The following is a 24558-nucleotide window of genomic DNA, read 5'->3' as shown; positions in this document are numbered from 1 at the left end:
GGCCTGTGGTCGACGCGGGTACCGTCGCCGCATGAGCGCGCGCGACGCCGGCGGAGCCGGAGGCATGGTCGACTGGAACCTGGCCGTGTCCCTCGGCTCCCGGATCGCCGGCGACGGCCCGGTGGTCGACCGCGCCACGGCCGCCGCGGTGGTCGCCGAGCTCCGAGCCGACGCCGAGCGTTCGACCGGGTTGGTGCGCGACTACACCGGGCTGGTCGCCGCCGAGCGCACCGCTCCGGTCCTGGTCGTGGACCGCGCCGGGTGGGTGGCCGCGAACGCCGACGGTTTCGCCACCGTGCTCGCCCCGGTCGTCGACAAGCTCTCCGAGCGCAAGGGTCAGCCGACCGGACTGACGAAGGCGATCGGCTCGCGGATCACCGGCGCCGAGGTCGGTGCGCTCCTGGGCTTCCTCGCCGGCAAGGTCCTCGGCCAGTTCGACCCGTTCTTCGCGCCGACCGGCCGGCTCCTGCTGGTGGCGCCCAACATCGTGCACATCGAGCGCGAGCTCGGCGTCGAGCCCCATGACTTCCGGCTGTGGGTCTGCCTGCACGAGGAGACCCACCGGGTGCAGTTCACCGCCACCCCGTGGCTCGCCGGCCACCTGCTCGGCGAGATGCACGCCCTGGCCGAGACCCTCGAGCCCAGCGGCCTCCTCGAGGACGGTCTGAGCCGCATCTCCGACGCCATCAAGAGCGCCCGCGACGGCGGCGGGAGCCTCCTCGACATGGTCAGCTCTCCGGAGCAGAAGGAGATCGTCGACCGGGTCACCGGGGTGATGTCGCTGCTCGAGGGCCACGCCGACGTGGTGATGGACGGGGTCGGGCCCGGGGTCATCTCGACGGTCGCGGACATCCGCCGGCGCTTCAACAAGCGCCGCGGCGGCGTCGGTGTCCTGGACCGCGTGCTGCGGCGGGTGCTCGGCCTGGACGCCAAGATGGCGCAGTACCGCGACGGCGCGAAGTTCGTCCGCGCGGTCGTCGACAAGGCCGGCATGGCGGACTTCAACGCGGTCTGGGAACGTCCCGAGAACCTCCCCTCCAAGGCCGAGATCGCCGACCCGCAGGCCTGGATCACCCGCGTGCTGTGAGCCTCCACCCTGCGGTCGCCGCCGTCCGGCTCGCCGTACGCCGCACCCTGGCCGACGTCGAGCCGGGCCGGACCGTGCTCGTCGCCTGCTCCGGCGGCGCCGACTCCCTCGCGCTCCTGTCCGCCACGGTCTTCGAGGCCCGGCGGACCGGCTGGCGCGTGGTGGGCGCGACCGTCGACCACGGGCTCCAGGACGGATCCGCCGCCCACGCGGCCCACGTGGTCGAGCAGATGGCCGCCCTTGGCGCCGACGAGACCGTCACCGCGACCGTGCACGTCGAGGCCACGGGCCACGGCCCGGAGGCGGCGGCGCGCCAGGCCCGCTACGCCGTGCTCGGCCAGCTCGCCGAGCGCTTCAAGGCCGTCGCTGTGCTGCTCGGCCACACCCGCGACGACCAGGCCGAGACCGTGCTGCTCGGCCTGACCCGGGGCTCTGGCGGCCGGTCGCTGGCGGGCATGCGTCGCACCTTCGACGGGTTCGTCCGCCCCCTGCTCGACGTGTCGCGGGTCGACACGGTGACCGCGTGCCAGGTCGAGGGCATCGAGTTCTGGGAGGACCCGCACAACGAGGACCCCGGCTTCACCCGGGTGCGGGTGCGGCACACGGTGCTGCCCCTGCTGGAGGAGCAGCTCGGCCCCGGCGTCGCCGAGACTCTCGCCCGGACCGCCGACCAGCTGCGCGACGACATGGACCTGCTCGACGACGTCGCGGAGGCGGCGTACGACGGGCTGCGCGACCTCCCCGTCGACGGGCTGCTCGCCCAGCCGACCTCGATCCGGCGACGCGTGCTGCGTCTCGCGGCGCTCCTCGCCGGCGCCCCGGCCGCCGAGCTGTTCCACACCCACGTGCTCGCGATGGATGCGCTGCTCACCGACTGGCACGGGCAGCGGTGGGTGGACCTGCCGGGCCGTCTGCGGTGCCGGCGCGAGCACGCGCGGCTCCTGGTCGAGCGGGGCGAGATCGGCAGCACGGGGTGAGAATCCTCAGGTTCGGGTCCTGTCGGTCGATTTTCGGATCACACTCACGGTGACCAGCCGCCTGGTCCGTGCGCCCACGAACCGAGGTCAGCCCATGTCGCACTACCGTCGTACCGCCGTTCTCGTCGCCACCGGGATCGCCGCCCTGATGGTCGCCCCGCAGGCGCTCCCCGCCTCGGCGGCGCCGCACGGCGGGGCATCCGTCGCCGTCGCGCGCGCCGGGCAGGCGCTGATCCAGGGGGTGGTCGTGGACCAGTTCGGCAACCCCGTCGACGACGTGACCGTCCAGGCGACGAACGCCGACGGCGACCCGGCCGCCTCGGACATCACCTACGCCAACCAGGTGGAGGACGGTCCGCAGCACGGGTACTTCGCGCTCCACGTCTCGCGCGGCACCTACTCGGTGACCTTCACGCGCGACGGCTACAAGTCCCTCGTGCTCGACGACCTCCAGGTCGACCGGGCCCGCCAGAAGCTCAGCCTCGGCGAGATCGAGGTCCAGAAGCTGCTGCCCCAGAGCAAGACGGTCGCGACGCTCGTCGCGCGCACGATCAGCACCAAGCAGAACGGCGAGGTCGAGGTCGCCGTCACCGGCAAGGGCGGCGCCACCGGCCTGGTCGAGGTGCTCGAGGGCCGCGACAGCGTCGGACAGGGCCGGCTCAAGAGCCGCAACGGCGGCGAGCTCACGATCGTGCTCGACCGGCTCCCCAAGGGCGCCCACGTGCTCAAGGCCCACTACCTGGGGTCGGACTCTCTGCGCGACTCGACGTCGAAGACCTTCACCCTGGTCGTCACCAAGGGCCGGCACTGACCTAGAGTCTGCGCCATGCACGCATCCGACGTGGAGAACGACCTGGTCAACGTCCTCTTCACCGAGGAGCAGATCCAGGACCGGCTGGCCGAGCTGGCCCGCGAGATCGAGGTCGACTACGAGGGCAAGGACCTGCTCATCGTCGGCGTGCTGCGAGGCGCGGTGATGGTGATGGCCGACCTGGCCCGCAGCTTCTCCCGGCACCTCGAGATGGACTGGATGGCGGTGTCGTCGTACGGCTCCGGCACCAAGTCCAGCGGCGTCGTACGCATCCTCAAGGACCTCGACACCGACATCTCGGGGCGGCACGTGATCGTGGTCGACGAGATCATCGACACCGGGCTGACCCTGTCGTGGCTGACCTCGAACCTCTCCTCGCGCAACCCCGCGAGCGTCGAGATCTGCACGCTGCTGCGCAAGCCCGAGGCGCTCACGATGCCGGTCGAGGTGAAGTACGTCGGGTGGGACATCCCCAACGAGTTCGTGGTCGGCTACGGCCTGGACTACCAGGAGCGCTACCGCAACCTGCGCGACATCGGCACCCTCGCCCCCCACGTGTACTCCTGAGCGGGGACGTGACAGCGGCCCCGCTGATGGTGGTCGCCCTTCGAGGTCCCTCGTCCCTCGGCTCCTGAGGAACCGCAGCCGCGCGACCGAGCCTGCGAGGTCGCGACCGGCGTGTCGAGACCCATCGGGCTGGTGGACGGACGACGACGGGGCCCGCCGGCCACGGACGCGGACTGCGCCGGTCGGCGGATTCCTGAGACAATGCTGATTGCCGCCGTTGTGTACCGTCGGCAGTTCAGATGAGCGTCCGCCCGGCGACCCGTCCGGGGGGCGGCAAAGCCGTGTCGAGAGAAGCCTGTGAAGCGCATATTCAAGGGTCCCTGGCTGTGGATCGTGCTCGCCGTGGTCGGCGTGCTGCTCGCCCTGCAGTACCTCGCGCCTAACCGCGGGGGCGAGGAGGTCGACGCCTCCAAGATGCAGGAGTACATCTCCACCGGCGAGGTGCGGGAGATCACCTTCGTCGATGGCGGTGAGCAGCAGATCAAGGCCACGCTCGACGACGGCAAGAAGGTCACGACCTTCTGGCTCGACGGCACCCAGGCCGACATCGAGGCCGCCGTGAAGACGCAGGTCGACGAGGGCAACATCGAGACGTTCAACGTCGACGTGCCCAAGCCCAGCCTGCTCGGCTCGATCCTCGCCACGCTCCTGCCGTTCGCGCTGATCATCCTGCTCTTCCTGTTCTTGATGAACCAGGTCCAGGGCGGCGGTGGCCGCGGGGTCATGCAGTTCGCCAAGTCCAAGGCCAAGCTGATCTCCAAGGACATGCCGAAGACGACGTTCTCCGACGTCGCCGGCTGCGAGGAGGCCATCGAGGAGCTCGGCGAGATCAAGGAGTTCCTCCAGGAGCCCGCGAAGTTCCAGGCCGTCGGGGCCAAGATCCCGAAGGGTGTGCTGCTCTACGGCCCGCCCGGCACCGGCAAGACCCTGCTGGCCCGCGCCGTCGCAGGCGAGGCCGGCGTGCCGTTCTACTCCATCTCCGGCTCAGACTTCGTCGAGATGTTCGTCGGCGTGGGTGCCTCCCGGGTGCGCGACCTGTTCGAGCAGGCCAAGGAGAACGCCCCGGCGATCGTCTTCATCGACGAGATCGACGCCGTCGGCCGCCACCGTGGCGCCGGCATGGGCGGCGGACACGACGAGCGTGAGCAGACCCTCAACCAGCTGCTCGTCGAGATGGACGGCTTCGACGTACGCGGCGGCGTGATCCTGATCGCCGCGACCAACCGGCCCGACGTGCTCGACCCGGCCCTCCTGCGCCCGGGACGCTTCGACCGTCAGATCGCCGTCGATGCCCCCGACCTCAACGGCCGCCACATGATCCTCAAGGTCCACTCGCGCGGCAAGCCGATGGCACAGGACATCGACCTGCTGTCCGTCGCCCGCCGTACGCCCGGCTTCACCGGTGCCGACCTGGCCAACGTCCTCAACGAGGCGGCGCTGCTCACCGCGCGCGGCAACGAGAAGCTGATCACCAACGTGAACCTCGACGAGGCGATCGACCGGGTGATCGCGGGTCCGCAGCGGCGCACTCGCCTGATGAGCGAGAAGGAGAAGCTGATCACGGCCTACCACGAGGGCGGGCACGCCCTGGTGGCCGCGGCGCTCCCCGGCACCGACCCGGTGCACAAGATCACGATCCTGCCGCGCGGCCGTGCCCTGGGCTACACGATGGTGCTGCCCGACGAGGACAAGTACTCCCAGACCCGGTCGCAGATGCTCGACTCGCTCGCCTACATGCTCGGCGGCCGGGCCGCCGAGGAGATGGTCTTCCACGACCCGACGACCGGTGCGGGCAACGACATCGAGAAGGCCACCAACCTGGCCCGCGCGATGGTCACGCAGTACGGCATGACCGAGCGACTGGGGGCGATCAAGCTCGGCGAGTCCAACTCCGAGCCGTTCCTCGGACGCGACTTCGGCCACTCCCGCAACTACTCCGAGGAGATCGCGGCGATCGTCGACGAGGAGACCAAGAAGTTCCTCGCCAACGCCCACCAGGAGGCCTTCGAGATCCTCGAGGAGAACCGCGACGTCCTGGACGCGCTGGTGCTCGAGCTCTTCGACAAGGAGACCCTCGACAAGGAGCAGGTCGCGCGCGTCTTCGAGCCGCTGCGCCGCCGTCCCGAGCGGCCCGCCTGGACCGGCTCGGACCAGCGCAACCCGTCGGCGCTGCCGCCGGTCGAGATCCCGCAGTGGATCCGCGACCGCACGGTCGCCAACGGCCAGGCCAAGGACGAGGGCGGCGCGGGTCCCGTGCTGACGCCCCCGGGCTCCGGTGGCGACGTCCACGGCGATCCCGGGGTCGGGGGCGCCCCGGGCGGCTCGGGCCTGCCGCCCCGGTGAGCTCGGACGCGGCCGTGGGTGCGGGTCGCTAGGGTCTGGAGCATGACCGACTCGATCCGGCCGGACGGGCGCGCTGCTGCCGACGTGCCGCCGTTCGACCAGGCCCGTGCGGAGGCCGCCGTACGTGAGCTGTTGCTCGCGATCGGGGAGGACCCCGACCGCGAGGGCCTGCTCGAGACGCCGGCCCGGGTCGCTCGGGCGTACGCCGAGCTGACCGCCGGGCTGCGGATGGAGCCCGAGGACGTCCTCACCACCACCTTCGACATCGGCCACGACGAGATGGTGCTGGTGCGCGACATCGAGCTGTGGTCGATGTGTGAGCACCACCTGGTCCCGTTCACCGGCGTCGCCCACGTCGGCTACATCCCGGCCGAGAGCGGCAAGATCACCGGCCTCTCCAAGCTGGCCCGGCTCGTCGACGTCTACGCCAAGCGCCCGCAGGTCCAGGAGCGGCTCACGACCCAGGTCGCCGATGCGCTGATGCGCCTGCTCGAGGCCCGCGGCGTGATCGTGGTCATCGAGGCCGAGCACCTGTGCATGACGATGCGCGGGGTCAAGAAGGCGGGCGCCCGCACGATCACCTCGGCCGTGCGCGGTGCGATGCGCAACAACCCGACGACCCGGGCCGAGGCGATGGCCCTGATCCACCGGCGATGAGCCGACCGTGACGAGCGCCGACCTCTTCGCGCCGCGGTCCCGACCTCGGCTGATGGGCGTCGTCAACGTCACCCCCGACTCCTTCTCCGACGGCGGCCGGTGGCTCGAGCCGCGCGACGCGATCGCCCACGGACGTGAGCTGCTCGCGGACGGCGCGGACATCCTCGACATCGGCGGTGAGTCCACGCGACCCGGGGCGACGCGACCCCTGGTCTCCGAGGAGCTCGGCCGGGTCCTCCCGGTGATCACCGCCCTGGCGGCCGACGGCGCGGTGCTGTCCGTCGACACCATGCGCGCCGAGGTGGCCGAGGCCGCGCTCGCGGCGGGCGCCACGATCGTCAACGACGTCTCGGGCGGTCGGGCCGACCCCCGGATCCTCGAGGTGGTCGCCGCCACTGGAGCGCCGTACGTCGCCATGCACTGGCGCGCCCACGCCGACCACATGCGCGACTTCGCGGTCTACGACGGCGCCGGCGGCGTGGTGGGTGCGGTCTGTGCCGAGCTCTCCGAGCGGGTCCAGGTGATGCGGGCAGCGGGGGTCGCCCCCGAGCAGATCGTCCTCGACCCCGGTCTCGGCTTCGCCAAGCGCGCCGAGCACAACTGGGAGCTGCTGCGCCACGTCGACGAGCTGACGGCGCTGGGCTACCCCCTGCTCGTGGGCGCGAGCCGCAAGTCGTTCCTCGGCCGGCTCCTCGCCGACCCGAGCGGGACGCCCCGCCCCGTCGACCAGCGCGAGCACGCCAACACCGCGATCACCCTGCACCTGGCCCAGCACCGGGTCTGGGGCGTGCGGGTGCACGACGTACGCGCCGCCCGGGACGCCCTCAGCGTCGCCGCACGCCTGAGCGAGGAGGACCCGGAGTGACCGACGAGCTGGCCGTCACCGGCATCGAGTGCTACGGACACCACGGCGTGTTCGAGTTCGAGAGGCGGGAGGGGCAGACGTTCCTCATCGATCTCCGCCTGGGCATCGACACGGCTCCCGCGGCCCGCTCCGACGACTTGCAAGACACCGTCGACTACGGGAGTCTCGTGGCCTCGGTGAAAGACGCCGTGGAGCAGGACCCGGTCGACCTGATCGAGACCCTGGCCCAACGGATCGCGGACGTGTGTCTCTTGGACGCCCGTGTTGAATGGGCGAGGGTGACGGTCCACAAGCCAGACGCACCCATCGAAGCGACGTTCGCAGACGTCACGCTGACGATCACCCGGAAACGTGAGGGCCCCCGTGACTGAGACCCCGAACCCCCACATCATCGACGCCGACACGCTGACCGGGGAGATGCGCCCGATCCGTCGTGCGGTGCTCGCCCTGGGGTCCAACCTCGGGGAGCGGTTCACGAGCCTCCAGGGCGCGATCAACGCGCTGGCCGACACCCCCGACGTGTGGATCACCGCGGTGTCCCCGGTCTACGAGACCGACCCGGTGGACAGCCCGCCCGAGGCCAAGACCTACCTCAACGCCGTGGTGCTGATCGACACCACGCTCGCGGCGACCCGCCTGCTCGACCGGGCCCTCGCGATCGAGGACGCCTTCGGCCGCGAGCGCGGCGAGCACCGCAACTCCCCCCGCACCCTCGACGTCGACCTCATCGTCGTCGGCGACCGCCGCAGTGACACCGAGGCGCTCCAACTGCCCCACCCGCGGGCCGGCGAGCGGGCGTTCGTCCTGCGGCCCTGGTACGACGTCGAGCCGGCTGCGGAGCTCCCCGACCGCGGGCCGGTGGCCGACCTCCTGGAGCGGACCGACCAGAGCGGCCTCAAGTTGCGCGACGACCTGGTCCTCGAGATCCAGTGACCGGACGGTGAGCACCCGGCCCCCCGGTGACCCGTCCGGCGAGGACCCGCGGCCGACCGGACACCTCCGGCCGACCTCGGGCGGCGCGCTCACTGCCTGGGCGGTCCTCGGGCTGATCGGGGGCTGGCTGCTCCACCCGGCGGCCGAGCGGTTCCGTGACTCCGCCCCGATCGTGACCTGGGCGCAGCCGCTCGCACTCCTGCTGGTCGCAGCGATCCTGGGCGCCACGGCGTACCTCACCTGGCGCACCGTGCAGGTCCACCAGCAGCGTCTCGAGCCGCACCGGGCGGTCAACCGCCTGGTGCTGGCGCGCTCGTGCGCGCTCGTCGGCGCCCTCGTCGCGGGTGGCTACCTCGGGTACGCCGTGAGCTGGCTCGGCGTGGACACCGAGCTCGCCAACCAGCGGGCCTGGCGATCGGCGATCGCGGCCCTCGCCGGACTCGGCATCGTGGTCACCTCGCTGCTCCTCGAGCGCGCGTGTCGCGTCCGGTCCGACGAGGAAGACGCTTAGGTCATCCCGCCCGCTCCGAAGCGCCGGCCGCGCGGGCCGTCGCATCCGATCTGGCGGCGAAGTCGCCACCCCACGGAAAGCGCTCGCTGCGCTCGCGTTTCCGCGGGGACCCCGGACGATCGGCGACTCGACGGGCCTCCGGCCCGCCTTCGCACCTCCGCCTTGCCAGATACGGCGCGACACCCCGCTCGCTACGGCGCCGGAGCGAGCGACATGACCTAGCCTGCTTGCATGGCCCCTTCCCCTGCTCCGGCCTCCCGCCGCCGCCAGCGCAGCACCCGTCTGACCGTCGCCGTCGTCCTCCTCGTCGTCGCCGCCCTGGTCGTCGCCGGTGCCGTGGCCACGGGGTCGACCGTGCTGGTCGCCCTCGCCGCCGTCCTCGCCGTGGCGCTGGGCGCCGCCGCGACCCGGATCACGCACTCCGAGCTGGCCGCCACGCGCCGTGAGGCCGCGCGCGACCGCGCCGAGCAGGCCCAGGCCTACCGAGCGCTCACTGAGGCGCGCACGGCCGAGAACGCGGCGTTCGCCGACACCATGCGCTCGCGGGTCGAGGGTCAGGAGCGGGCGATCCACGAGCTCGAGGACGCACTCACCGCCGCCCAGGGACGCGCGGCCGAGGCGACCCGCAAGCTCAACGCCGAGGCCCGGCGCGCCGACGCCGCGGAGCGCGGCGGGCGCGAGCTCGCCGAGAGCCTGGCCCACGCCGAGCAGCGTGCCGCCGAGGCGATCGTCCGGGTGGCCGAGCTGGAGCAGGAGCTCGACGTCGTCCGCGCCGAGCTCGACGTCGTCACCCAGGCCTGGCACGCAGCCGAGGCGGGTCAGCGCAAGCACGCGTGAGCCTCGCTCGTCGGGGCCGGACGGCCCTCGATGAGTTCTAGCCCACGTTTCCGCGAGGGCAGGGTGCGGCAGACTCAACGGTCGTGATCCCCCACGAGAACCGGTTCGAGAGTGACCCCGACGCCGTCCTCGGCGACCTGCCCGGTCTGCCGCCCGGTTGGACGGTCGGCACGCCCGACCCGTCCGACCGGTTCGACGTGGCCCGCCTGACCCACCTGCTGCGCGCGCACGAACGCCACGGCCGCGGGTGGGCGGGCTCGGGGGTCGACGACGTGCTCGTCGAGGTCTCCGAGCACGGCCTGCGGATGCGCGAGAACGTCGTCGTCCGCGACCAGGACGGCGACATCCACGCGTGGGGGAGCGTCCACGACCGCTCGGTCGGGCGGATGCTGTTCGTGCACATCGTCGAGCGTGACCTCCCCGACGAGGTCGCCGACTGCTGCTCGGACCTGCTCGTGGAGTGGGCGGAGGCGCAGGCCCGGTCGGTCGGCCGGGCCCGCGGGCTCGGCGTCCAGCAGATCGACACCGGCTCGTTCGAGGGCGACGAGCGACAGCACCGGTGGTTGAGCGGGGCGGGGTTCGAGAAGGTCCGCACGTGGTGGCAGATGACCCGGCCGGTTGCGCCGGACGAGGAGGGCCTGGTCGCCACCCCGGACCACTGGGAGGACCGAGGCGTGGTGTTCCGGCTCGTCCGGCGTACCGGAGACGGGATGCCCGACCTGGACGACCTGCGCGAGGTGCACGAGGTCCTCGAGGGCGCATTCGTGGACCACTTCAACTCCAGCGAGGAGACCTTCGAGGAGTTCATCCACCGGCTGCGCGAGGATCCCGGCCACCGCTGGGACCACTGGTGGCTGGCCGAGCTGATCGATGACGACGGCACGCCGCGCCCGGTCGGTGCTTTGGTCGGGACGGTGTCGGAGAGCACGTCCGGTCCCGACGGCTCCTACGTGTCCTACCTCGGCGTTCTCGAGGCTGCTCGCGGGCGCGGCGTGGCCAAGGGCCTGCTGCGCACGATCATCGCCGACGCCGCCGGACGCGGCCGCGACCGCGTGGGCCTCGAGGTGGACGCCGACTCACCCACCGGGGCCGCCGGGCTCTACACGTCGATGGGGTGGACGACCAAGTACGTCACGGAGTCCTGGCACCGCGACATCCCCGTGGACTGACGGCTACGCCTCGGCCATCTCGGCGAGCGCGGCCCGCAGCGCCCGGTGGATGCCGTTGGGGGTGAGCACCCCGACGAACCGGGCGCCGTCGCGTACGCCGACCATCCCGGTGTCGTCGCGCAGCAGCACGGCCATCGCGTGGCCGAGCGTGGAGTCGACGCCGATCGCGGCCCCGAGGTCCCCACCGGTCACGCCGTCCAGCGGCTCGAGGTGCGCCGGGTCGAGCGGGGTGACGTCGAGCCGCCGCAGGCCCGAGGTCGAGCCGACGAACTCCGCGACGAAGTCGTCGGCCGGGCGGCCCAGGATCCGTGCGGGCGTGTCGTACTGCGCGAGCCGCCCACCCGTGGCGAACACCGCCACCCGGTCGCCGAGTCGCACCGCCTCGTCGATGTCGTGGGTCACGAACACCACGGTCACCCCGAGGTCGCGCTGAAGGCGCAGGAACTCGTCCTGCAGCCGGAGCCGCACCAACGGGTCGACCGCGCCGAACGGCTCGTCCATCAGCAGCACCGGCGGCTTGGCCGCCAGCGCCCGGGCGACGCCCACCCGCTGCTGCTGGCCACCCGAGAGCTGACTGGGGTAGCGGTCGGCGTACGTCGTCGGATCGAGCCCCACCAGCTCGAGCAGCTCGTAGGCCCGCTGCCGGGCCGTCGCGCGGGACTCGCCGTACAGCAGCGGCACGGTCATCACGTTGTTGACGATCTTCTGGTGCGGGAAGAGACCGACCTGCTGGATGACGTACCCGATCCCACGGCGGAGCTTGACCGGGTCCTGCCGGGTGACGTCCTGGCCGTCGATCTCGATGGTCCCGGTGGTGGGCTCGATCAGCCGGTTGATCATCTTCAGCGTCGTGGACTTGCCGCACCCGGAAGGGCCGACGAGGCAGACGAGCTCGCCGTGGTCGATCGACAGGTCGAGCTCGTGGACGGCCACGGTGCCGTCGTCGTACGTCTTGCCGATCCCCGAGAGAGCGATCATGGGCTGGGGTCCCCGGGACCCGGTACCGTCCATGCGGTGACCCTACTCGGGGCCGTGTCGGCGGCCGACGGACCGAGCTGCTACAGCCGGCTGACCAACGACTGGTTCTGCGGGCAGTACCTCACCGACTACCGGCACGAGCTCACTGACGCCACGGTCCAGCATCTCCAGATCACGGTCGCGTCGGTCGTGCTGGGCCTGCTCATCGCGTTCCCGCTGGCTTTGGTCGCCCGCAGGCTGCCGAGCTTCGAGACGCTCATCGTGGGCGCTGCCACCGGGCTCTACACGATCCCCTCTCTGGCGCTGTTGCCGCTCCTCGTGCCGTTCACCGGTCTGAGCACGACCACGGTCGTCATCGGGCTGGCGCTCTACGCGCTGACGATCCTGGTGCGCAGCATGCTGGAGGGCCTGCGCTCCGTGCCCGCCGACGTGCGGGAGTCCGCGATCGGGCTCGGCTACGGCGCCACCCGCCTGCTGGTGCTCGTGGAGCTGCCGCTCGCGCTGCCGGTGATCATGGCCGGACTGCGGGTCGCGACGGTGTCGACGGTCGCGTTGACCACGGTGGGCTCACTGGTGTCGTACGGCGGGCTCGGCAACCTGATCAAAGACGGCGTATCGACGAACTTCCGCGCCGAGCTGATGACCGCCGCCATCCTCTGCGTGGTGATCGCCGTGTTACTCGACGTACTGATCGTCATCGCCCAGCGGGTGCTGACGCCGTGGACCCGGGGAGCGCGCTCGTGAACCTCTTCGTGGACACCTGGGACTACCTGTTCACGGCCGCGCACTGGTCCGGGGAGGGCGGCATGCTCCAGCTGATGCTTCAGCAGCTGCTGCTCAGCCTCACCGCGATGGTCCTGGCGGCGCTGGTGGGTCTCCCGGTCGCCCTGTGGCTGGGACATCTGGGCCGTGGCGGCTTCTTGGCCATCAACATCAGCAACGTCGGCCGCGCCGTACCCACCTTCGCGCTGCTCGCGCTCCTGGTGACCGCCGACTGGCCCGGGACGTCCACGTGGGGGCCGTTCGGGAGGGCCGGGCACGCGACGATCATCGCGCTGACGCTGTTCGCGCTGCCGCCGATCATCACGAGCTCCTACGTCGGCATCCGCGAGGTGTCGCCTGCCGTCAAGCAGGCCGCGGACGGCATGGGGATGACCGGCCGGCAGAGGTTCTTCCGCGTGGAGCTGCCGTTGGCCGCGCCGTTGGTGCTGCTCGGCCTGCGTCTGGCGCTGGTGCAGGTGTGGGCGACCGCGACCATCGCGGCGCTGGTCGCCGGTCCGGGGTTGGGCCGCGTCATCACCGACGGCTTCTACCGCACCAACTATCCCAAGGGAATCGCCGGCGCCGTGGTGGTCGCGCTCGTGGCGCTGGTCCTCGAGCTGGTGTCGGCCGCGGGGCAGCGGATCCTCGATCCGACCCGACGGGCCTCGTCACCGAAACGTCACCGGGGAATGTCGGTGGGCGCACCTACAGTTACCGAGTCGACCGGCGCCGCTGGTCGCTAGCAGCATCCGGACACGCGCGGACGCCCGTCCGCGGGACACAGAAGGACCAGCCATGCAGGCACGACGCTCCCTCGCCGCGGCCCTCGCCGTCGGCTCCCTCCTCCTCACTGCCGGTTGCGCCGGCAGCGACCTCTCCGACGGCAAGGCCGACCAGGGCTCCCCGTCCGTCGCGCCCGACAAGGGCACGGTGCACATCGCCGGCCAGAACTTCACCGAGGCGGCAATCGTGGCGGCGATGTACGACGAGGTCCTCACCGCCGCTGGCTACGACACCGACGTCAAGCTCGTCGACACACGAGACGCCTACATGGCGACCTTCCCGGGCGACGTCGACGTCGTGCCGGAGTATGTCGGCGGCATCGTGAACTTCCTCAACGCCAAGGCGAATGGCGCGGACGCGGATCCGTTCACCGCCGGCGACGGCCAGGAGCTCGCGGATCAGGGCAAGTCGCTGCTCGACAAGGCTGGGATCACCCTGCTCGACCTCTCGTCGGCCACCGACACCAACGCCTTCTTCGTGACGAAGGACTACTCCGAGTCCGAAGGCGTCACCAAGCTCTCCGACCTGAGCGGCAAGTCCGTGGTGCTCGCGGCGGCCCCCGACTGCAAGGGGCGGCTGGACTGCGAGGGCGGCCTGTCCGACCAGTACGGCATCAACATCACGAAGGTGCTTCCGCTCGGCTACGCGAGCGACCAGACCTACAAGTCGGTGATCGACGGCGAGTCCCAGCTCGGTGAGACGAGCACCACCGACGGCACGCTCGACTCGCAGGGTCTGGTCGTCCTCCAGGACGACAAGCAGATCCAGCCGGCGCAGAACCTCGTCCCCGCCATCTCGTCGGAGTTCCTCGCCGCGCACCCCGACGTTGCCGACGTCCTCAACGGGCTGATGGCTGCGCTGACCACGGAGAAGCTCACCGAGCTGAACGCCTCCGTGGCGGTCGATCGTGACAAGCCCGAGGACGTCGCCCACCAGTTCCTGGTGGACCAGGGCCTGCTGTAGGTCTAGATCCGCACCTCGAAGTCCCGCAGCGCGAGGGCCGCGGGGTCGACGTCGTCGGGATCGATGCCCGGCACGTCGATCCGCGGCCCTCGCGCCGAGGGCACCTGGGGGACCGGGCCGGCGTGCGTGGCGACGTACGCCATCACCAGCTCGGCCTCCTCGCGGCGTCCCTGGCCGACCAGCCAGCCGGTGAGCCGGTGCACGGGCGGCAGGCCCGAGTGCGCCAGGGTGCGCCCACCCCACAGCTCACGGACGCCCGCGACCAGCAGCTCCCACCAGTCGTCGGCGCAGCCCGGGATCTCGGAGAAGTAGCGGTGCATGTCCCCGGCGAGCACCTTGTCGACGAACACCCGGGTGACCTTGTCGGAGCCGAAGCCGCGCACGGTCTCCAGCGACATCCGCTTGGTCGTCCAACGGTCGCGCAGGTCGTCGAGCGACGAGCGCTGCTGGGTGATCGAGGAGCCGTCGTGGCGGATCCGCCAGTGGTAGACCACGTCCGGCACCACCCCGAAGCGGCGCGAGGCGATGAACGCACGGGTGACCGTGGGCTGGTCCTCGTAGCGGATCCCCTCGGGCCACGCCAGGCCCGCGTCGTCCCAGAACGAGCGGCGGAACAGCTTGTTCCACGCGAACACGTCGCCGAGGATCTCGGGGTGCTGCTCGATGTAGTACGCCGCCCGCGGCGTGTGCAGCCTCCGCATCCACGGCAGCTCCGCGAGCTGGTCCCCGTCCCAGCGGGCCACCGACCCGGCCACGAAGTCGGCGCCGGTGCGCCGCTGCTGGCGCAGCAGCACCTCGTAGGCCTGGGGCGGGACGACGTCGTCGGAGTCGGCGAAGGCCAGCAGCTCGCCGGTCGCGTGCCGGACGCCCTCGTTGCGGGCGGCGCCCAGTCCGTGGTTGTCGGTGTGGACCACCCGCACCCGGTCGTCACGCGTGGCGTACGCGTCGGCGATCGCGCCGGAGCCGTCGGTGGACCCGTCGTCGACGACCACGACCTCGAGTGCTCGGTGGGTCTGTGCCAGGACGCTGTCCAGCGCCGCGGGCAGGTAGGCCTCCACGTCGTAGACGGGCACGACCACGCTGACCAGCGGGGTCCGCCGCCCGAACTTCATGGGCTCACCGTACTGACCGTTAGGCTCGTCCCTCGTGAGTGACCGTCCCGCCGACCCCGCCGACATCGACCCCGCCGACTACCCCCGCAAGGTGCTGTTCGTCGCCGGTGCGGGCCGCAGCGGCACCAGCACCATGGCGGGCCTCATGCAGATCATGGGCCTGCACGTCCCGCAGCCCGAGGTCGCCGCCGACGAGACCAACCCGAAGGGCTTCGGCGAGCCGGCGTGGGTGGTCGCGCACCATGACCGGCTGCTCAAGGAGGCCGGTGTCCAGGTCAGCGACGCCCGGCCCGACGCGTGGTTCGAGACCGGCCGCGTGTCCACCCGGGAGCCGGAGCGGATCCGGACCGCCGAGTGGCTCGACGGGCACTTCGCCGTCAACCCCGAGCTGGTCGTCAAGGACCCGCGGCTGAGCTGGTTCCTCTCGCTGTGGCGGGTTGCCGCTCTCCGCACGGGTGCGACCCCGGTCTTCGCGACCATGCTGCGCCCGCCGGCGGAGGTGGTCGGCAGCAAGCAGACCTACTACAAGAACCGCCTGGGCTCGGCCCACCTCGCGGCGTCCTGGCTGAACATGCTCCTGCACACCGAGCGTGCGACCCGCGAGTCCGTCGCCGACGGCGGGCGCGTCTTCGTCCGGTACGCCGACCTCCTCGACGACTGGACCCGCACCGTGATGTACGCCGCGGAGCACCTCGGGCTGCAGCACGTGCTGCACGCCGACAGCGAGGCGATCCGCGACGGGCACCGGTTCGTCGACCCCAGCCTGCGCCGGATGACGCAGACGCTGGAGGACCTCGCCCTGCCGCCGCGGCTGCACGAGCTGACCGCCCAGACCTGGGAGGAGCTCAACAAGCTCGCCGAGCCCGGCGGTGACACCCCCGAGGTGCACGCGGCTCTGGACCAGCTGCGGGAGGGCTACGTGGAGCTGTACGAGGAGTCCGAGGCGATCTCGCAGTCCTCGGTGGTCGCGGCCGAGCAGCGGCTCCGCAAGCAGCTCAAGGGCGGGGCGAGGCCCGCGCCGGGTGCGCCCGGCGACCCGGCCGACAAGATCCCCCACGGCGTACGCGCCGCGATCCCCGCGCCGGTACGTCGCGGCCTGCGCAAGGCCCTGGGCCGCGCGCGGTGACCGCTCACCTCGGGGCCACCGGACTGTCCAACCTGGAGGGCCACACTGACTTCGACATCACCTGGCCGTGGCTGCGCCCCGGGGGCCTGCGCCCCGGGTCGACCGCGGTGCTGCGGGTCAAGAACGAGGCGCCGTCGCTGCCGTTCGTGCTGCCCCCGTTGCTGCGCGCCTGCGACCAGGTGCTGCTCGTCGACAACGGCTCGGACGACGGCACCCCGGAGGTCGCGCGCGAGACGGCCGCGCGGGTCGGCCGATCCGACAAGCTGACGGTCACGACGTACCCGTTCGCGGTCGCGCGCGCCGGCGCCGAGCACCTGGCCCAGCACGAGCTGTCGGTGCACTCGCTGTCGTACTTCTACAACTGGTGCTTCGCGCAGGTCACCACCCGCTACTCCTGGAAGTGGGACGGCGACATGGTGCTGACCACCGAGGGCGAGGTGTCGATCGCCGATCTCGCCTGGCAGATCGGCGACGTGCAGTCGATCATCCGCGTGCCGCGGCACGGGCTCTACCTCGAGAGCGAGTCCAAGGGCTACCTCGACCTCGGCTGGCGCAACGCCGAGGAGTGGGGCTTCCCGATCGGGCCGGACTTCGTCTTCACGAAGGCCTTCGAGTGGGAGATCCGCACCACGCCCGAGAACGTGCGCACGATCGGCCTGCCCCACGGTCTCTGCGTGGAGCTGAAGTACCTCCACGGCGAGGAGTTCGCGCATTGGACCGATCCGGCGTCGTTCGCCACGAGCTACCGCAACCGGCGCAAGCGCCGCGAGTGGACGGTCTTCCACGCCCTCAAGGAGGGGCGTGTGCTTCCCGGCGTGCACGAGATCACCGCGCCTCCGGGCGTCCACATCGTCGACCACGTCACCCACGACTGGCTGCCGCGCGCCCCCCGCCCGCTCCAGGTCGGGTAGGCGCCTCCCGCCGAGGACCCACGGCCGAGTGACCGATGGCCCGGGTGCCGGACCTTTGGCTCTGCCGCCGCGGCGCCGCGTCGCCCTACGTTCGGAGTGGGGGGAGAGGAGGCCGAATGCCGCGGACCAGGGGCTTCCTCCAGCGCTTCCGCGGGGCCGGCGCCCCGGGTGCCGCGTCCGCCGTCGGCGTGCCCGCGGACCGGGTGGCGGAGACCGCCGCCGAGCTGGAGCCTGTCTTCGCCCGGCTCGCCCCGGTCCAGGTCGAGGCGGAGGCGATCCGTGACCGGGCACGGGTGGACGCCGAGCGGTCGCGCCGACAGGCCGAGGAGCAGGCCGTCGCCGTGCTCGCCGCCGCCCGCGAGCGCGCGGAGGCCGAGCGCGTGGCCGCGTCGCTCGCCGCGAGCCGGCGCGTCGACGACGACCGCGAGCGGGCCCTCGCCGCCGCGGACGAACAGGCCGCCCGGGTGCGCCGGCACGCCGCCGAGGTGATGCCGCAGTACGTCGATCGCATCGTGTCCGAGGTGCGGTCGTTGCTCGACCACGACGAACCGCCCCGTGACGACCAGCCGGGGGCGCCTGTGCCATGAGTGCGTCGTGGGTCGCGGGGACTGTGCGCGCCCGGGCCTTGGCCCGCCGCCGGCTCGGCGCGGGCGGGGCGCGCGCCCTGGCGGACCGGCCGACCCTGGCCGAGGCGGTCACGGCGCTCGCGGACACGCCGTACGGCCACGACGTGCGGGTGGGGCAGGACCTCGCCGAGTCCGAGCACGCCGTCGGCGCGGCCCTGCTGTGGAACCTGCGCGTGCTCGCCGGCTGGCTGCCCCGGGAGGGCTCATCGGTGGTCCGGCTGCTCGCGGGCTGGTTCGAGCTCGCCAACCTCGACGACCGCCTCGCCGAGCTGGAGGGGGCCGCGCCCGCGGAGCCGGCGTACGAGCTCGGCGCCCTGGCGACGACGGCCACCCGGATCGCCTCGGCCGGGTCCCGGGCGGCGGTGGCGCAGGTGCTGACGCGGCCCCCGTGGCGGGTCCGGGACGGCGACTCGCTGCGCGACCTGCGGGTCGGCGCTCGGCTCGGCTGGGCCGAGGCCGTCCTCGGCACGGTGCCCGAGGCCGGCGGGTGGGCGCGGGGCGGGGCCACGATCCTGCTGCTCGCCGAGCTCGTGGCTGCCGGTCGGGCCCCGGCGCCCGCGACCGCGACCCGGATCGCGCGGCTGCTCGGACCGGGCTTCCTCGCCGCGATCCCACCCGGCTCGACCGACCTCGCCCGGGTGCGGGCGGCGCTGCCGCGCGAGACCACCTGGGTCCTCGACGGCATCGAGACACCCGAGGAGCTGTGGCGCGGTGAGCAGCGGTGGTGGCGCCGGCTGGAACGTGACGGCTTCACGCTGCTCGGTGGCACGGAGTTCGGCAGGGCGCCGGTCGTGGGCGCCGTCGCGATCCTCGCGGCCGACGCCCGTCGCGTGCGCGCCGCCCTCGAGACCGCCGCCCGCGGTGGGGCTGCTGCCCGGGAGGCCTTCGATGACCTCGTCTAGCGAGACCAGGCGGCGCGAGCCCCGGTGGCGCGAGCTGGCGGAGCCGGTGCGGATGCAGCGCGTGGCCCTGGTCGCGCCTGCCCACGCCGCGCGCGAGGCGCTGGCGATCGTCGGAGCGGCCGGCGTCCTCGAGCTCGACGCACCCATGCAACCTGGCACGACCGAGGACACGAGCCTGGAGGCCGTCGCGGGGCGCGCGGTGGTCCGCGGCGAGGTCGCCGCCCTCACCGGATGGGTGCCGGTCTCCGAGCTGGCCCCCCTCGGCGAACGGCTCCGTGCGGTCGGCGGCGCCGCCGTCTCGATCCCGACGCCGCGCGGCACCGACCCGCCCACGCTCCTGCACGAGGGCGGCGGTCTGCGCCGCGCGTTCACGCCGCTCGTCCAGACGTACGGCACCGTCCCCTACGAGGACGTCGACCCGAGCCTGGTGGCCGGACTGGCCTACATCGTGATGTTCGGGATGATGTTCGGCGACGCGGGCCACGGCGCGTTGCTCGCGGCGCTGGGCCTCCTGGTGCGCTCGGGACGGGTGCGGCGGCTCGCGCCGATCCGCCGGCTCTGGCCCTTCGTGAGCGGCGCCGGCCTGGCCGCGATGGTGTTCGGGCTGCTGTACGGCGAGTGCTTCGGGCCCACCGGCCTGGTGCCGGTGCTGTGGCTCTCGCCGTTGGACCACCCCGTGACGCTGCTCGCCGCGGGCGTCGCCGTCGGCGCCGTACTGCTCGCGATCGCCCAGGGCATCGCCACCGTCAACCGCTGGCGGGAGGGTGGGTGGTCGCGCGCGGTGAGTGCCCCCTCGGGCGTGGCCGGCGCGGCGATGCTCGCCGGTGTCGGTGTGATCACCGGCGGCGTGTGGCGCGACCTGTTGTGGCTGACCGCCCTCGGCGGGGTGCTCGTCATGGCCGGGGTCGGTCTCGCGTTCGTCGGCTTCCTCGCCCGCTCGGGCGGTGGCGCCTCCGGGGCGACCCAGGCGGTGGTCGAGGTGTTCGACGCCGTGCTCCGGGTGGGCACCAACCTGGTCTCGTTCACGCGGCTGGCCGCCTTCGGGCTGACCCACGCCGCGCTGGGCCTGGTCGTGTGGGACGGGACGACCGCGCTGGCGGCGTCCGGCCCCGCGATGCTCGCGGCTGCCGTCGTCCTGCTCGTGCTGGGCAACGTGCTGACGTTCGGGCTCGAGGCGCTCGTCGCCGGCATCCAGGCGCTCCGCCTCGAGTACTACGAGCTGTTCTCGCGGCTCTTCGAGGGCGAGGGCAGGCCGTTCCGGCCGTGGCGCCTCTCGCCCGCACCGTCCGACCAAGGGAGATGACCATGACCATCTGGCTGCTCGGCCTGCCCGTGCTGGTGGCGGTGTCCGCCGGCCTGGCGACGCTGCTGCGGCGCCGCCGCGGGCTCGTGCTCAAGGCGGTGATCGGGCTCAACGCGGCGGTCCTCGCGGTCGCGGCCGTGGTGATCCTCGCGGCCTCCTCCTCCGGCAACGACCCGGCGACGGACGTCACGCTGGTGGCCGCGCAGACCGAGTCGGGCTCCTCGAGCTGGGCGGCCCTGCTCGGCGCGGCGATCGCCGTGGCGGGCTCGTCCATCGGTGCCGCGATCGCGGTCGCCTACACCGGTGCCGCGGCACTGGCCGCGATGAGCGAGCGTCCCGAGCTGTTCGGCCGCGCCATGGTGATCGTCGGACTCGCCGAGGGCATCGCGATCTACGGCCTGATCATCGCGGTGATCCTGATCGGACGGGCCTGATGGCCGGGATCGCCGTCCTCGGCGAGCGCGGCCGGGTCGCCGGCTACGCGCTCGCCGGTGCGCTCGTGGTCGTCGCCGATGACGACGCGTCGGTCCGCGCGGCGTGGTCCGGCCTCGTCGACGAACCGGGCCGCGACGTCGCGGTGCTCATCGTGACCCGACGCGCCGCCGAGGCGTTGCCCGCTGGCTTCGCCGACCGGGATCGCCCCCTCACGGTGGTGATGGACGCGTGACCGAGACCGTGCCCGCCCCGGCCACCGGACCCGACGGCCTGGCCACGGTCGGCGCCGCCCTGCTGGCGCGCGCCCGGGGCGACGCCGCCGACGCGGCCGCCGAGGCGCGCGCGGCCGCGGACGCGATCGTGGCGCGGGCGCGGGAGCAAGCGGACGAGGCCGTCGCCGCGGCGCGGGCCCAGGGCGCCGCCGACGCGGCCGAGGCCCTGAGTGGGGAGCGGTCGCGGACCTTGCTCGAGGCCCGGACCCGGGTGCTGCGGGCGGAGCGGGAGGCGTACGACGAGCTGCGCCGGCGGGCGGTCACCGAGGTGACGGCGATGCTCGATGGCCTCGGCCCGCGGGTGCTGGCTCGGCTGGCCCACGAGGCCACCGAGCGGCTGGGACCGGAGGCGGAGCTCGTCCCCAGCGCGGGCGGCCCGGTCGCGGTCGTCGGTCTGCGGCGGCTGGTCCTCGAGCCCGAACGGCTGGTCGAGCGGGTGATCGAGGACCTGGGTCCGGCACTGGTCGGGGTGTGGTCGCCGTGACCACCGGCGCAGCCCCCACGGTGGGGCGGGTCGTGAAGGTCTCGGGCTCGCTCGTGGAGGTCGAGGAGGCTCCCGGAACGGTCGTCTCGGAGGTCGTCGCGCTCGGCCGGGCCGGCCTCCTCGGCGAGGTCGTCGCGATCGCCGACGGCGTCCTCACCGTGCAGGCCTACGAGGACACCGGCGGACTCGCGCCGGGAGCGCCCGCCGTCGCGCTCGGCCGTCCGCTCTCGGCCACCCTCGGTCCGCACCTCCTCGGTGGGGTGTTCGACGGACTGCTGCGCCCGCTCTCCGAGGCCGGTGACTGGCTGGAGAGCGGGAGCGGCGCCGGCTCCTACGACCCCCGCCGGTGGTCGTTCACGCCGACTGTCACGGCCGGCGCACTCGTGGGCGCGGGGGAGGAGGTCGGAACCCTCGACGGGGACGGGCCCCTCGCGCTGCGGGTGACGGTCCAGCCCGGCACGACCCCCGACGGCCGGGTCGCCGTGCAGAGCGTCGTCCCGGCCGGCGAGTACCGCTCCGACGAGACCGTGGCCGTCGTCGGAGGCCGGCCGGTCACCATGGCGACGACCTGGCCGGTACGCCGCCCCCGCCCGTTCCGGGATCGGGTGGACGACGTGGTGGCCCTGCACACCGGGCAGCGGGTCCTCGACCTGCTGCAGCCGGTGGCGCGCGGCAGCACCGCCTCGGTCCCCGGGGGCTTCGGCACCGGCAAGACGATGCTGCTCCAGCAGATCGCCAAGTGGTGCGACGCCGACGTCATCGTCTACGTGGGTTGCGGGGAGCGCGGCAACGAGATGGCCGACGTCGTCGAGGAGCTCAGCTCGCTCATCGATCCTCGCACCGGGCGGGCACTACGGCTGCGCACCGTCGTGATCGCGAACACCTCGAACATGCCGATGATGGCCCGCGAGGCGAGCATCTACACCGGGGTCACGGTGGCGGAGTACTTCCGCGACATGGGGCTCCACGCGGTCGTCATCGCGGACTCCACCTCGCGGTGGGCCGAGGCGCTCCGGGAGTTCGCGTCCCGGCGCGGTGCGCTCCCCGCGGAGGAGGGCTACCCGGCGGGCCTGGCGTCCGCGCTCGCCGCGTTCTACGAGCGGGCCGGCGAGGTCGTCACGCTCGGCGGGCGGCCCGGGTCGGTGACGATCATCGGCGCGGTCTCTCCTCCCGGAGGGGACATGACCGAGCCCGTCACCGCGCACACCCAACGCTTCGTCCGAGCCACCTGGATGCTGGACCGTGACCTGGCCTACGCGCGCCACTACCCGGCCGTCGCCTGGGCCGGGTCGTTCTCCCGCGACGCCGGCGCCCTGGTCGGGTGGCACGCCCGGAACGGCGACGCGGCCTGGGGACGGCGGCGCGCCCGGATGGCCAGCCTGCTGGCCGACGCGGACCGGCTCGCCTCGCTCGCCGAGCTGGTCGGGGAGGGCGCGATGCCCGGCTCCGAGCGGGTCATCCTGCTCGCGGGCCGTCTGCTCCGCGACAGCGTGCTGCGACAGAACGCGCTGAGCCAGCACGACGGCTTCTGCTCGGCCGCCAAGGGTGCCGCGCTGGTGGCGGCCGTGCTCGCGGTCGTGGACCGCTGCCAGAGCCTGGTGGAGGCCGGGGTTCCCGCCACCCGGATCGAGGAGGTCGACCTCGGCCCCCTGGTGCGCGCGGCCGAGGCGACCGGCCCCGACGACGTCGACGGGGTGCTCGCCCGCCGCGACAGCGTCCTGGCCGAGCTGGAGGGGTTGGAGGGGGCGTGATGACGCGCTGGATCGGGACCGTCGAGCACCTCGGGATCGCCCAGCTGCGCGGGCCGCTGCTCGTCGTCCGGGACGTCCACGGCGTCGGCTGGGACGAGTCGGCGACGATCCGCACGCCGGACGGCCAGGTCCGCAACGGGCTCGTGCTGAGCGTCGACCGGGACCTGGCCGTCGTCCAGGTGCTCGAGGGCACCGACGGCGTCGGCGCTGAGGGCACCTCGGTCGTCTTCGCCGGGGAGTCGACGCACGTCCCGGTCGGCCTGGACTGGCTCGGGCGGGTCTGCAACGGCCGCGGGGCACCGATCGACGGCGGACCCCCGGTGGTGGGCGTGCGGCGAGCTCCCGTCTCCGGCCGGCCCCTCAACCCGACCCGACGCGAGCCGCCGTCCGAACCGGTGCTCACCGGCGTCTCCGCGATCGATTCGCTCACCACGCTGGTGCGTGGCCAGAAGCTGCCGGTGTTCTCCGTCGCGGGCCTGCCGCACCTCGAGCTGGCGACCCAGGTCGCCGCACAGTCGACGGTCCAGGACGCGCCGTTCGCCGTGGTCTTCGCCGGGATGGGGCTCACCCATCCCGACGTGGCGGCGGTGCGCGACGCCTTGGCCGCTCGCTCCGCGCGCAGCGAGCTGGTGATGCTCCTCAACACCGCCGACGACCCCGTCGTCGAGCGGATCCTGACCCCCCGCATCGCGCTGACGGTCGCCGAGCACCTGGCCTTCGAGCACGGGCGGCACGTGCTCGTCGTGATGGCCGACATGACGTCGTACGCCGAGGCCGTGCGCGAGGTCTCCGCGGACCGCGAGGAGATCCCGGGCCGGCGCGCCTACCCGGGCTACCTCTACAGCGACCTCGCGTCGCTCTACGAGCGCTGTGGCCGCATCCGGGGGCGCGAGGGCTCGGTGACGCTGGTCCCGGTCCTCACGATGCCCGGGGGCGACATCACCCACCCGGTCCCGGACCTCACCGGCTACATCACCGAGGGCCAGGTCGTCCTCTCCGCGGCCGCGCACGCCGCGGGGATCTACCCGCCGGTGGAGCCGCTCAGCTCGCTGTCGCGGCTGATGCGCAAGGGTGCCGGGCCGGGACGGACCCGGGAGGACCACCTCGACGTGGCGGCCCAGACCATGGCCTGCCTGTCGCGGGCCCGGCAGATCAGGGAGCTCGCCGACCTGATCGGCGAGGAGGGTCTGAGCGGCACCGACCGCGCCTACCTGGCCTTCGCCACCGAGGTGGAGCAGCGGGTCCTGACCCAGCGCCCGGACGAGGCGCGGTCCATCGAGGAGACCCTCGACCTGGTCTGGCACGCCCTCGCCCTGGTGCCCCGCCGCGAGCTGACGATGCTCCCCGAGGACGCGCTCGCCCGCCGCTGCGACCCGCTGCTCGGCGGGTGAGC

27 protein-coding genes are annotated in these 24558 nt (G+C 72.9%); 25 read left to right on the top strand and 2 right to left on the bottom strand.

What is annotated here, in order from left to right; translation table 11 throughout:
* Positions 1-31 precede the first annotated feature (31 nt).
* The 12 genes from AC3ANS_RS21010 (at position 32) to AC3ANS_RS20955 (ending at position 10757) form a co-directional block, all read left to right on the top strand.
* Positions 32-1087, top strand: coding sequence for a zinc-dependent metalloprotease (locus tag AC3ANS_RS21010; RefSeq protein ID WP_488293517.1), 1056 nt, complete (start codon positions 32-34; stop codon positions 1085-1087).
* A gap of 74 nt (positions 1088-1161) precedes the next feature.
* Positions 1162-2064, top strand: coding sequence for a tRNA lysidine(34) synthetase TilS (gene tilS / locus AC3ANS_RS21005; protein WP_488296541.1), 903 nt, complete (start codon positions 1162-1164; stop codon positions 2062-2064).
* A gap of 94 nt (positions 2065-2158) precedes the next feature.
* The gene (locus tag AC3ANS_RS21000) at positions 2159-2875 is read left to right on the top strand and encodes an Ig-like domain repeat protein (protein WP_488293516.1); all 717 of its coding nucleotides are present in this window, start codon (positions 2159-2161) and stop codon (positions 2873-2875) included.
* A gap of 15 nt (positions 2876-2890) precedes the next feature.
* Positions 2891-3442, top strand: coding sequence for a hypoxanthine phosphoribosyltransferase (hpt, locus tag AC3ANS_RS20995; RefSeq protein WP_488293515.1), 552 nt, complete (start codon positions 2891-2893; stop codon positions 3440-3442).
* Positions 3443-3739: 297 nt separating this feature from the next.
* Positions 3740-5785, top strand: a complete 2046-nt coding sequence (ftsH, locus tag AC3ANS_RS20990; protein ID WP_488293514.1) for an ATP-dependent zinc metalloprotease FtsH — start codon at positions 3740-3742, stop codon at positions 5783-5785.
* 42 nt (positions 5786-5827) lie between these two features.
* Entirely contained in the window at positions 5828-6442 is a 615-nt protein-coding gene (gene folE / locus AC3ANS_RS20985; protein WP_488293513.1) for a GTP cyclohydrolase I FolE, read from the top strand.
* A gap of 7 nt (positions 6443-6449) precedes the next feature.
* On the top strand, positions 6450-7307 hold the full coding sequence (folP, locus tag AC3ANS_RS20980; protein WP_488293512.1) for a dihydropteroate synthase: 858 nt from the start codon (positions 6450-6452) through the stop codon (positions 7305-7307).
* Positions 7304-7678 (top strand): dihydroneopterin aldolase, encoded by a 375-nt coding sequence (folB, locus tag AC3ANS_RS20975; RefSeq protein ID WP_488293511.1) that lies wholly within the window; start codon positions 7304-7306, stop codon positions 7676-7678. Before folP ends, folB begins: the two co-directional genes overlap by 4 nt.
* A complete protein-coding gene (gene folK / locus AC3ANS_RS20970; RefSeq protein ID WP_488293510.1) occupies positions 7671-8240 on the top strand; it encodes a 2-amino-4-hydroxy-6-hydroxymethyldihydropteridine diphosphokinase in 570 nt (189 codons plus the stop codon). Before folB ends, folK begins: the two co-directional genes overlap by 8 nt.
* Positions 8241-8247: 7 nt before the next feature.
* Positions 8248-8751, top strand: coding sequence for a DUF3180 domain-containing protein (locus AC3ANS_RS20965; RefSeq protein ID WP_488293509.1), 504 nt, complete (start codon positions 8248-8250; stop codon positions 8749-8751).
* A 231-nt stretch (positions 8752-8982) separates the two neighbouring features.
* Positions 8983-9588, top strand: a complete 606-nt coding sequence (locus tag AC3ANS_RS20960) for a hypothetical protein (protein ID WP_488293508.1) — start codon at positions 8983-8985, stop codon at positions 9586-9588.
* Between the two features lie 83 nt (positions 9589-9671).
* Positions 9672-10757, top strand: a complete 1086-nt coding sequence (locus AC3ANS_RS20955; RefSeq protein WP_488293507.1) for a GNAT family N-acetyltransferase — start codon at positions 9672-9674, stop codon at positions 10755-10757.
* Between the two features lie 3 nt (positions 10758-10760).
* Here AC3ANS_RS20955 and AC3ANS_RS20950 read toward each other — a convergent pair whose 3' ends face one another.
* Entirely contained in the window at positions 10761-11735 is a 975-nt protein-coding gene (locus tag AC3ANS_RS20950) for an ABC transporter ATP-binding protein (protein WP_488296540.1), read from the bottom strand.
* A 36-nt stretch (positions 11736-11771) separates the two neighbouring features.
* On the opposite strand from AC3ANS_RS20950, the gene AC3ANS_RS20945 reads away from it, so the two are divergent.
* Genes AC3ANS_RS20945 through AC3ANS_RS20935 form a run of 3 tightly spaced genes read left to right on the top strand, consistent with a single transcriptional unit; the run spans position 11772 to position 14243 of the window.
* Positions 11772-12479, top strand: a complete 708-nt coding sequence (locus AC3ANS_RS20945; RefSeq protein WP_488293506.1) for an ABC transporter permease — start codon at positions 11772-11774, stop codon at positions 12477-12479.
* Positions 12476-13240, top strand: coding sequence for an ABC transporter permease (locus tag AC3ANS_RS20940; protein ID WP_488293505.1), 765 nt, complete (start codon positions 12476-12478; stop codon positions 13238-13240). Before AC3ANS_RS20945 ends, AC3ANS_RS20940 begins: the two co-directional genes overlap by 4 nt.
* A 52-nt stretch (positions 13241-13292) precedes the next feature.
* The gene (locus AC3ANS_RS20935; RefSeq protein WP_488293504.1) at positions 13293-14243 is read left to right on the top strand and encodes an ABC transporter substrate-binding protein; all 951 of its coding nucleotides are present in this window, start codon (positions 13293-13295) and stop codon (positions 14241-14243) included.
* Between the two features lie 2 nt (positions 14244-14245).
* Here AC3ANS_RS20935 and AC3ANS_RS20930 read toward each other — a convergent pair whose 3' ends face one another.
* Positions 14246-15355: a glycosyltransferase family 2 protein gene (locus AC3ANS_RS20930; RefSeq protein ID WP_488293503.1), complete on the bottom strand. Its 1110-nt coding sequence runs from the start codon at positions 15353-15355 to the stop codon at positions 14246-14248.
* A 34-nt stretch (positions 15356-15389) separates the two neighbouring features.
* On the opposite strand from AC3ANS_RS20930, the gene AC3ANS_RS20925 reads away from it, so the two are divergent.
* The 10 genes from AC3ANS_RS20925 (at position 15390) to AC3ANS_RS20880 (ending at position 24556) form a co-directional block, all read left to right on the top strand.
* On the top strand, positions 15390-16481 hold the full coding sequence (locus AC3ANS_RS20925; protein WP_488293502.1) for a sulfotransferase family protein: 1092 nt from the start codon (positions 15390-15392) through the stop codon (positions 16479-16481).
* A complete protein-coding gene (locus tag AC3ANS_RS20920; RefSeq protein WP_488293501.1) occupies positions 16478-17392 on the top strand; it encodes a hypothetical protein in 915 nt (304 codons plus the stop codon). The genes AC3ANS_RS20925 and AC3ANS_RS20920 overlap by 4 nt, the downstream gene beginning before the upstream one ends.
* A 116-nt stretch (positions 17393-17508) precedes the next feature.
* The gene (locus AC3ANS_RS20915) at positions 17509-17979 is read left to right on the top strand and encodes a hypothetical protein (protein ID WP_488293500.1); all 471 of its coding nucleotides are present in this window, start codon (positions 17509-17511) and stop codon (positions 17977-17979) included.
* On the top strand, positions 17976-18920 hold the full coding sequence (locus AC3ANS_RS20910; protein ID WP_488293499.1) for a hypothetical protein: 945 nt from the start codon (positions 17976-17978) through the stop codon (positions 18918-18920). The genes AC3ANS_RS20915 and AC3ANS_RS20910 overlap by 4 nt, the downstream gene beginning before the upstream one ends.
* Positions 18907-20223 (top strand): V-type ATPase 116kDa subunit family protein, encoded by a 1317-nt coding sequence (locus AC3ANS_RS20905; protein ID WP_488293498.1) that lies wholly within the window; start codon positions 18907-18909, stop codon positions 20221-20223. Before AC3ANS_RS20910 ends, AC3ANS_RS20905 begins: the two co-directional genes overlap by 14 nt.
* Positions 20224-20225: 2 nt before the next feature.
* On the top strand, positions 20226-20657 hold the full coding sequence (locus AC3ANS_RS20900) for an ATP synthase subunit C (RefSeq protein WP_488293497.1): 432 nt from the start codon (positions 20226-20228) through the stop codon (positions 20655-20657).
* Positions 20657-20890 carry a V-type ATP synthase subunit F gene (locus AC3ANS_RS20895; RefSeq protein ID WP_488293496.1) on the top strand — a complete coding sequence of 78 codons (234 nt, stop codon included), beginning with the start codon at positions 20657-20659 and terminating at the stop codon, positions 20888-20890. Before AC3ANS_RS20900 ends, AC3ANS_RS20895 begins: the two co-directional genes overlap by 1 nt.
* The gene (locus tag AC3ANS_RS20890) at positions 20887-21414 is read left to right on the top strand and encodes a hypothetical protein (protein ID WP_488293495.1); all 528 of its coding nucleotides are present in this window, start codon (positions 20887-20889) and stop codon (positions 21412-21414) included. The genes AC3ANS_RS20895 and AC3ANS_RS20890 overlap by 4 nt, the downstream gene beginning before the upstream one ends.
* A complete protein-coding gene (locus tag AC3ANS_RS20885; RefSeq protein ID WP_488293494.1) occupies positions 21411-23165 on the top strand; it encodes a V-type ATP synthase subunit A in 1755 nt (584 codons plus the stop codon). The genes AC3ANS_RS20890 and AC3ANS_RS20885 overlap by 4 nt, the downstream gene beginning before the upstream one ends.
* A complete protein-coding gene (locus AC3ANS_RS20880; protein ID WP_488293493.1) occupies positions 23165-24556 on the top strand; it encodes a V-type ATP synthase subunit B in 1392 nt (463 codons plus the stop codon). Before AC3ANS_RS20885 ends, AC3ANS_RS20880 begins: the two co-directional genes overlap by 1 nt.
* Positions 24557-24558 lie beyond the last annotated feature (2 nt).

The organism is Nocardia sp. 149-1B (assembly GCF_057747975.1).
This window is presented reverse-complemented; position numbering and strand designations above follow the sequence as displayed.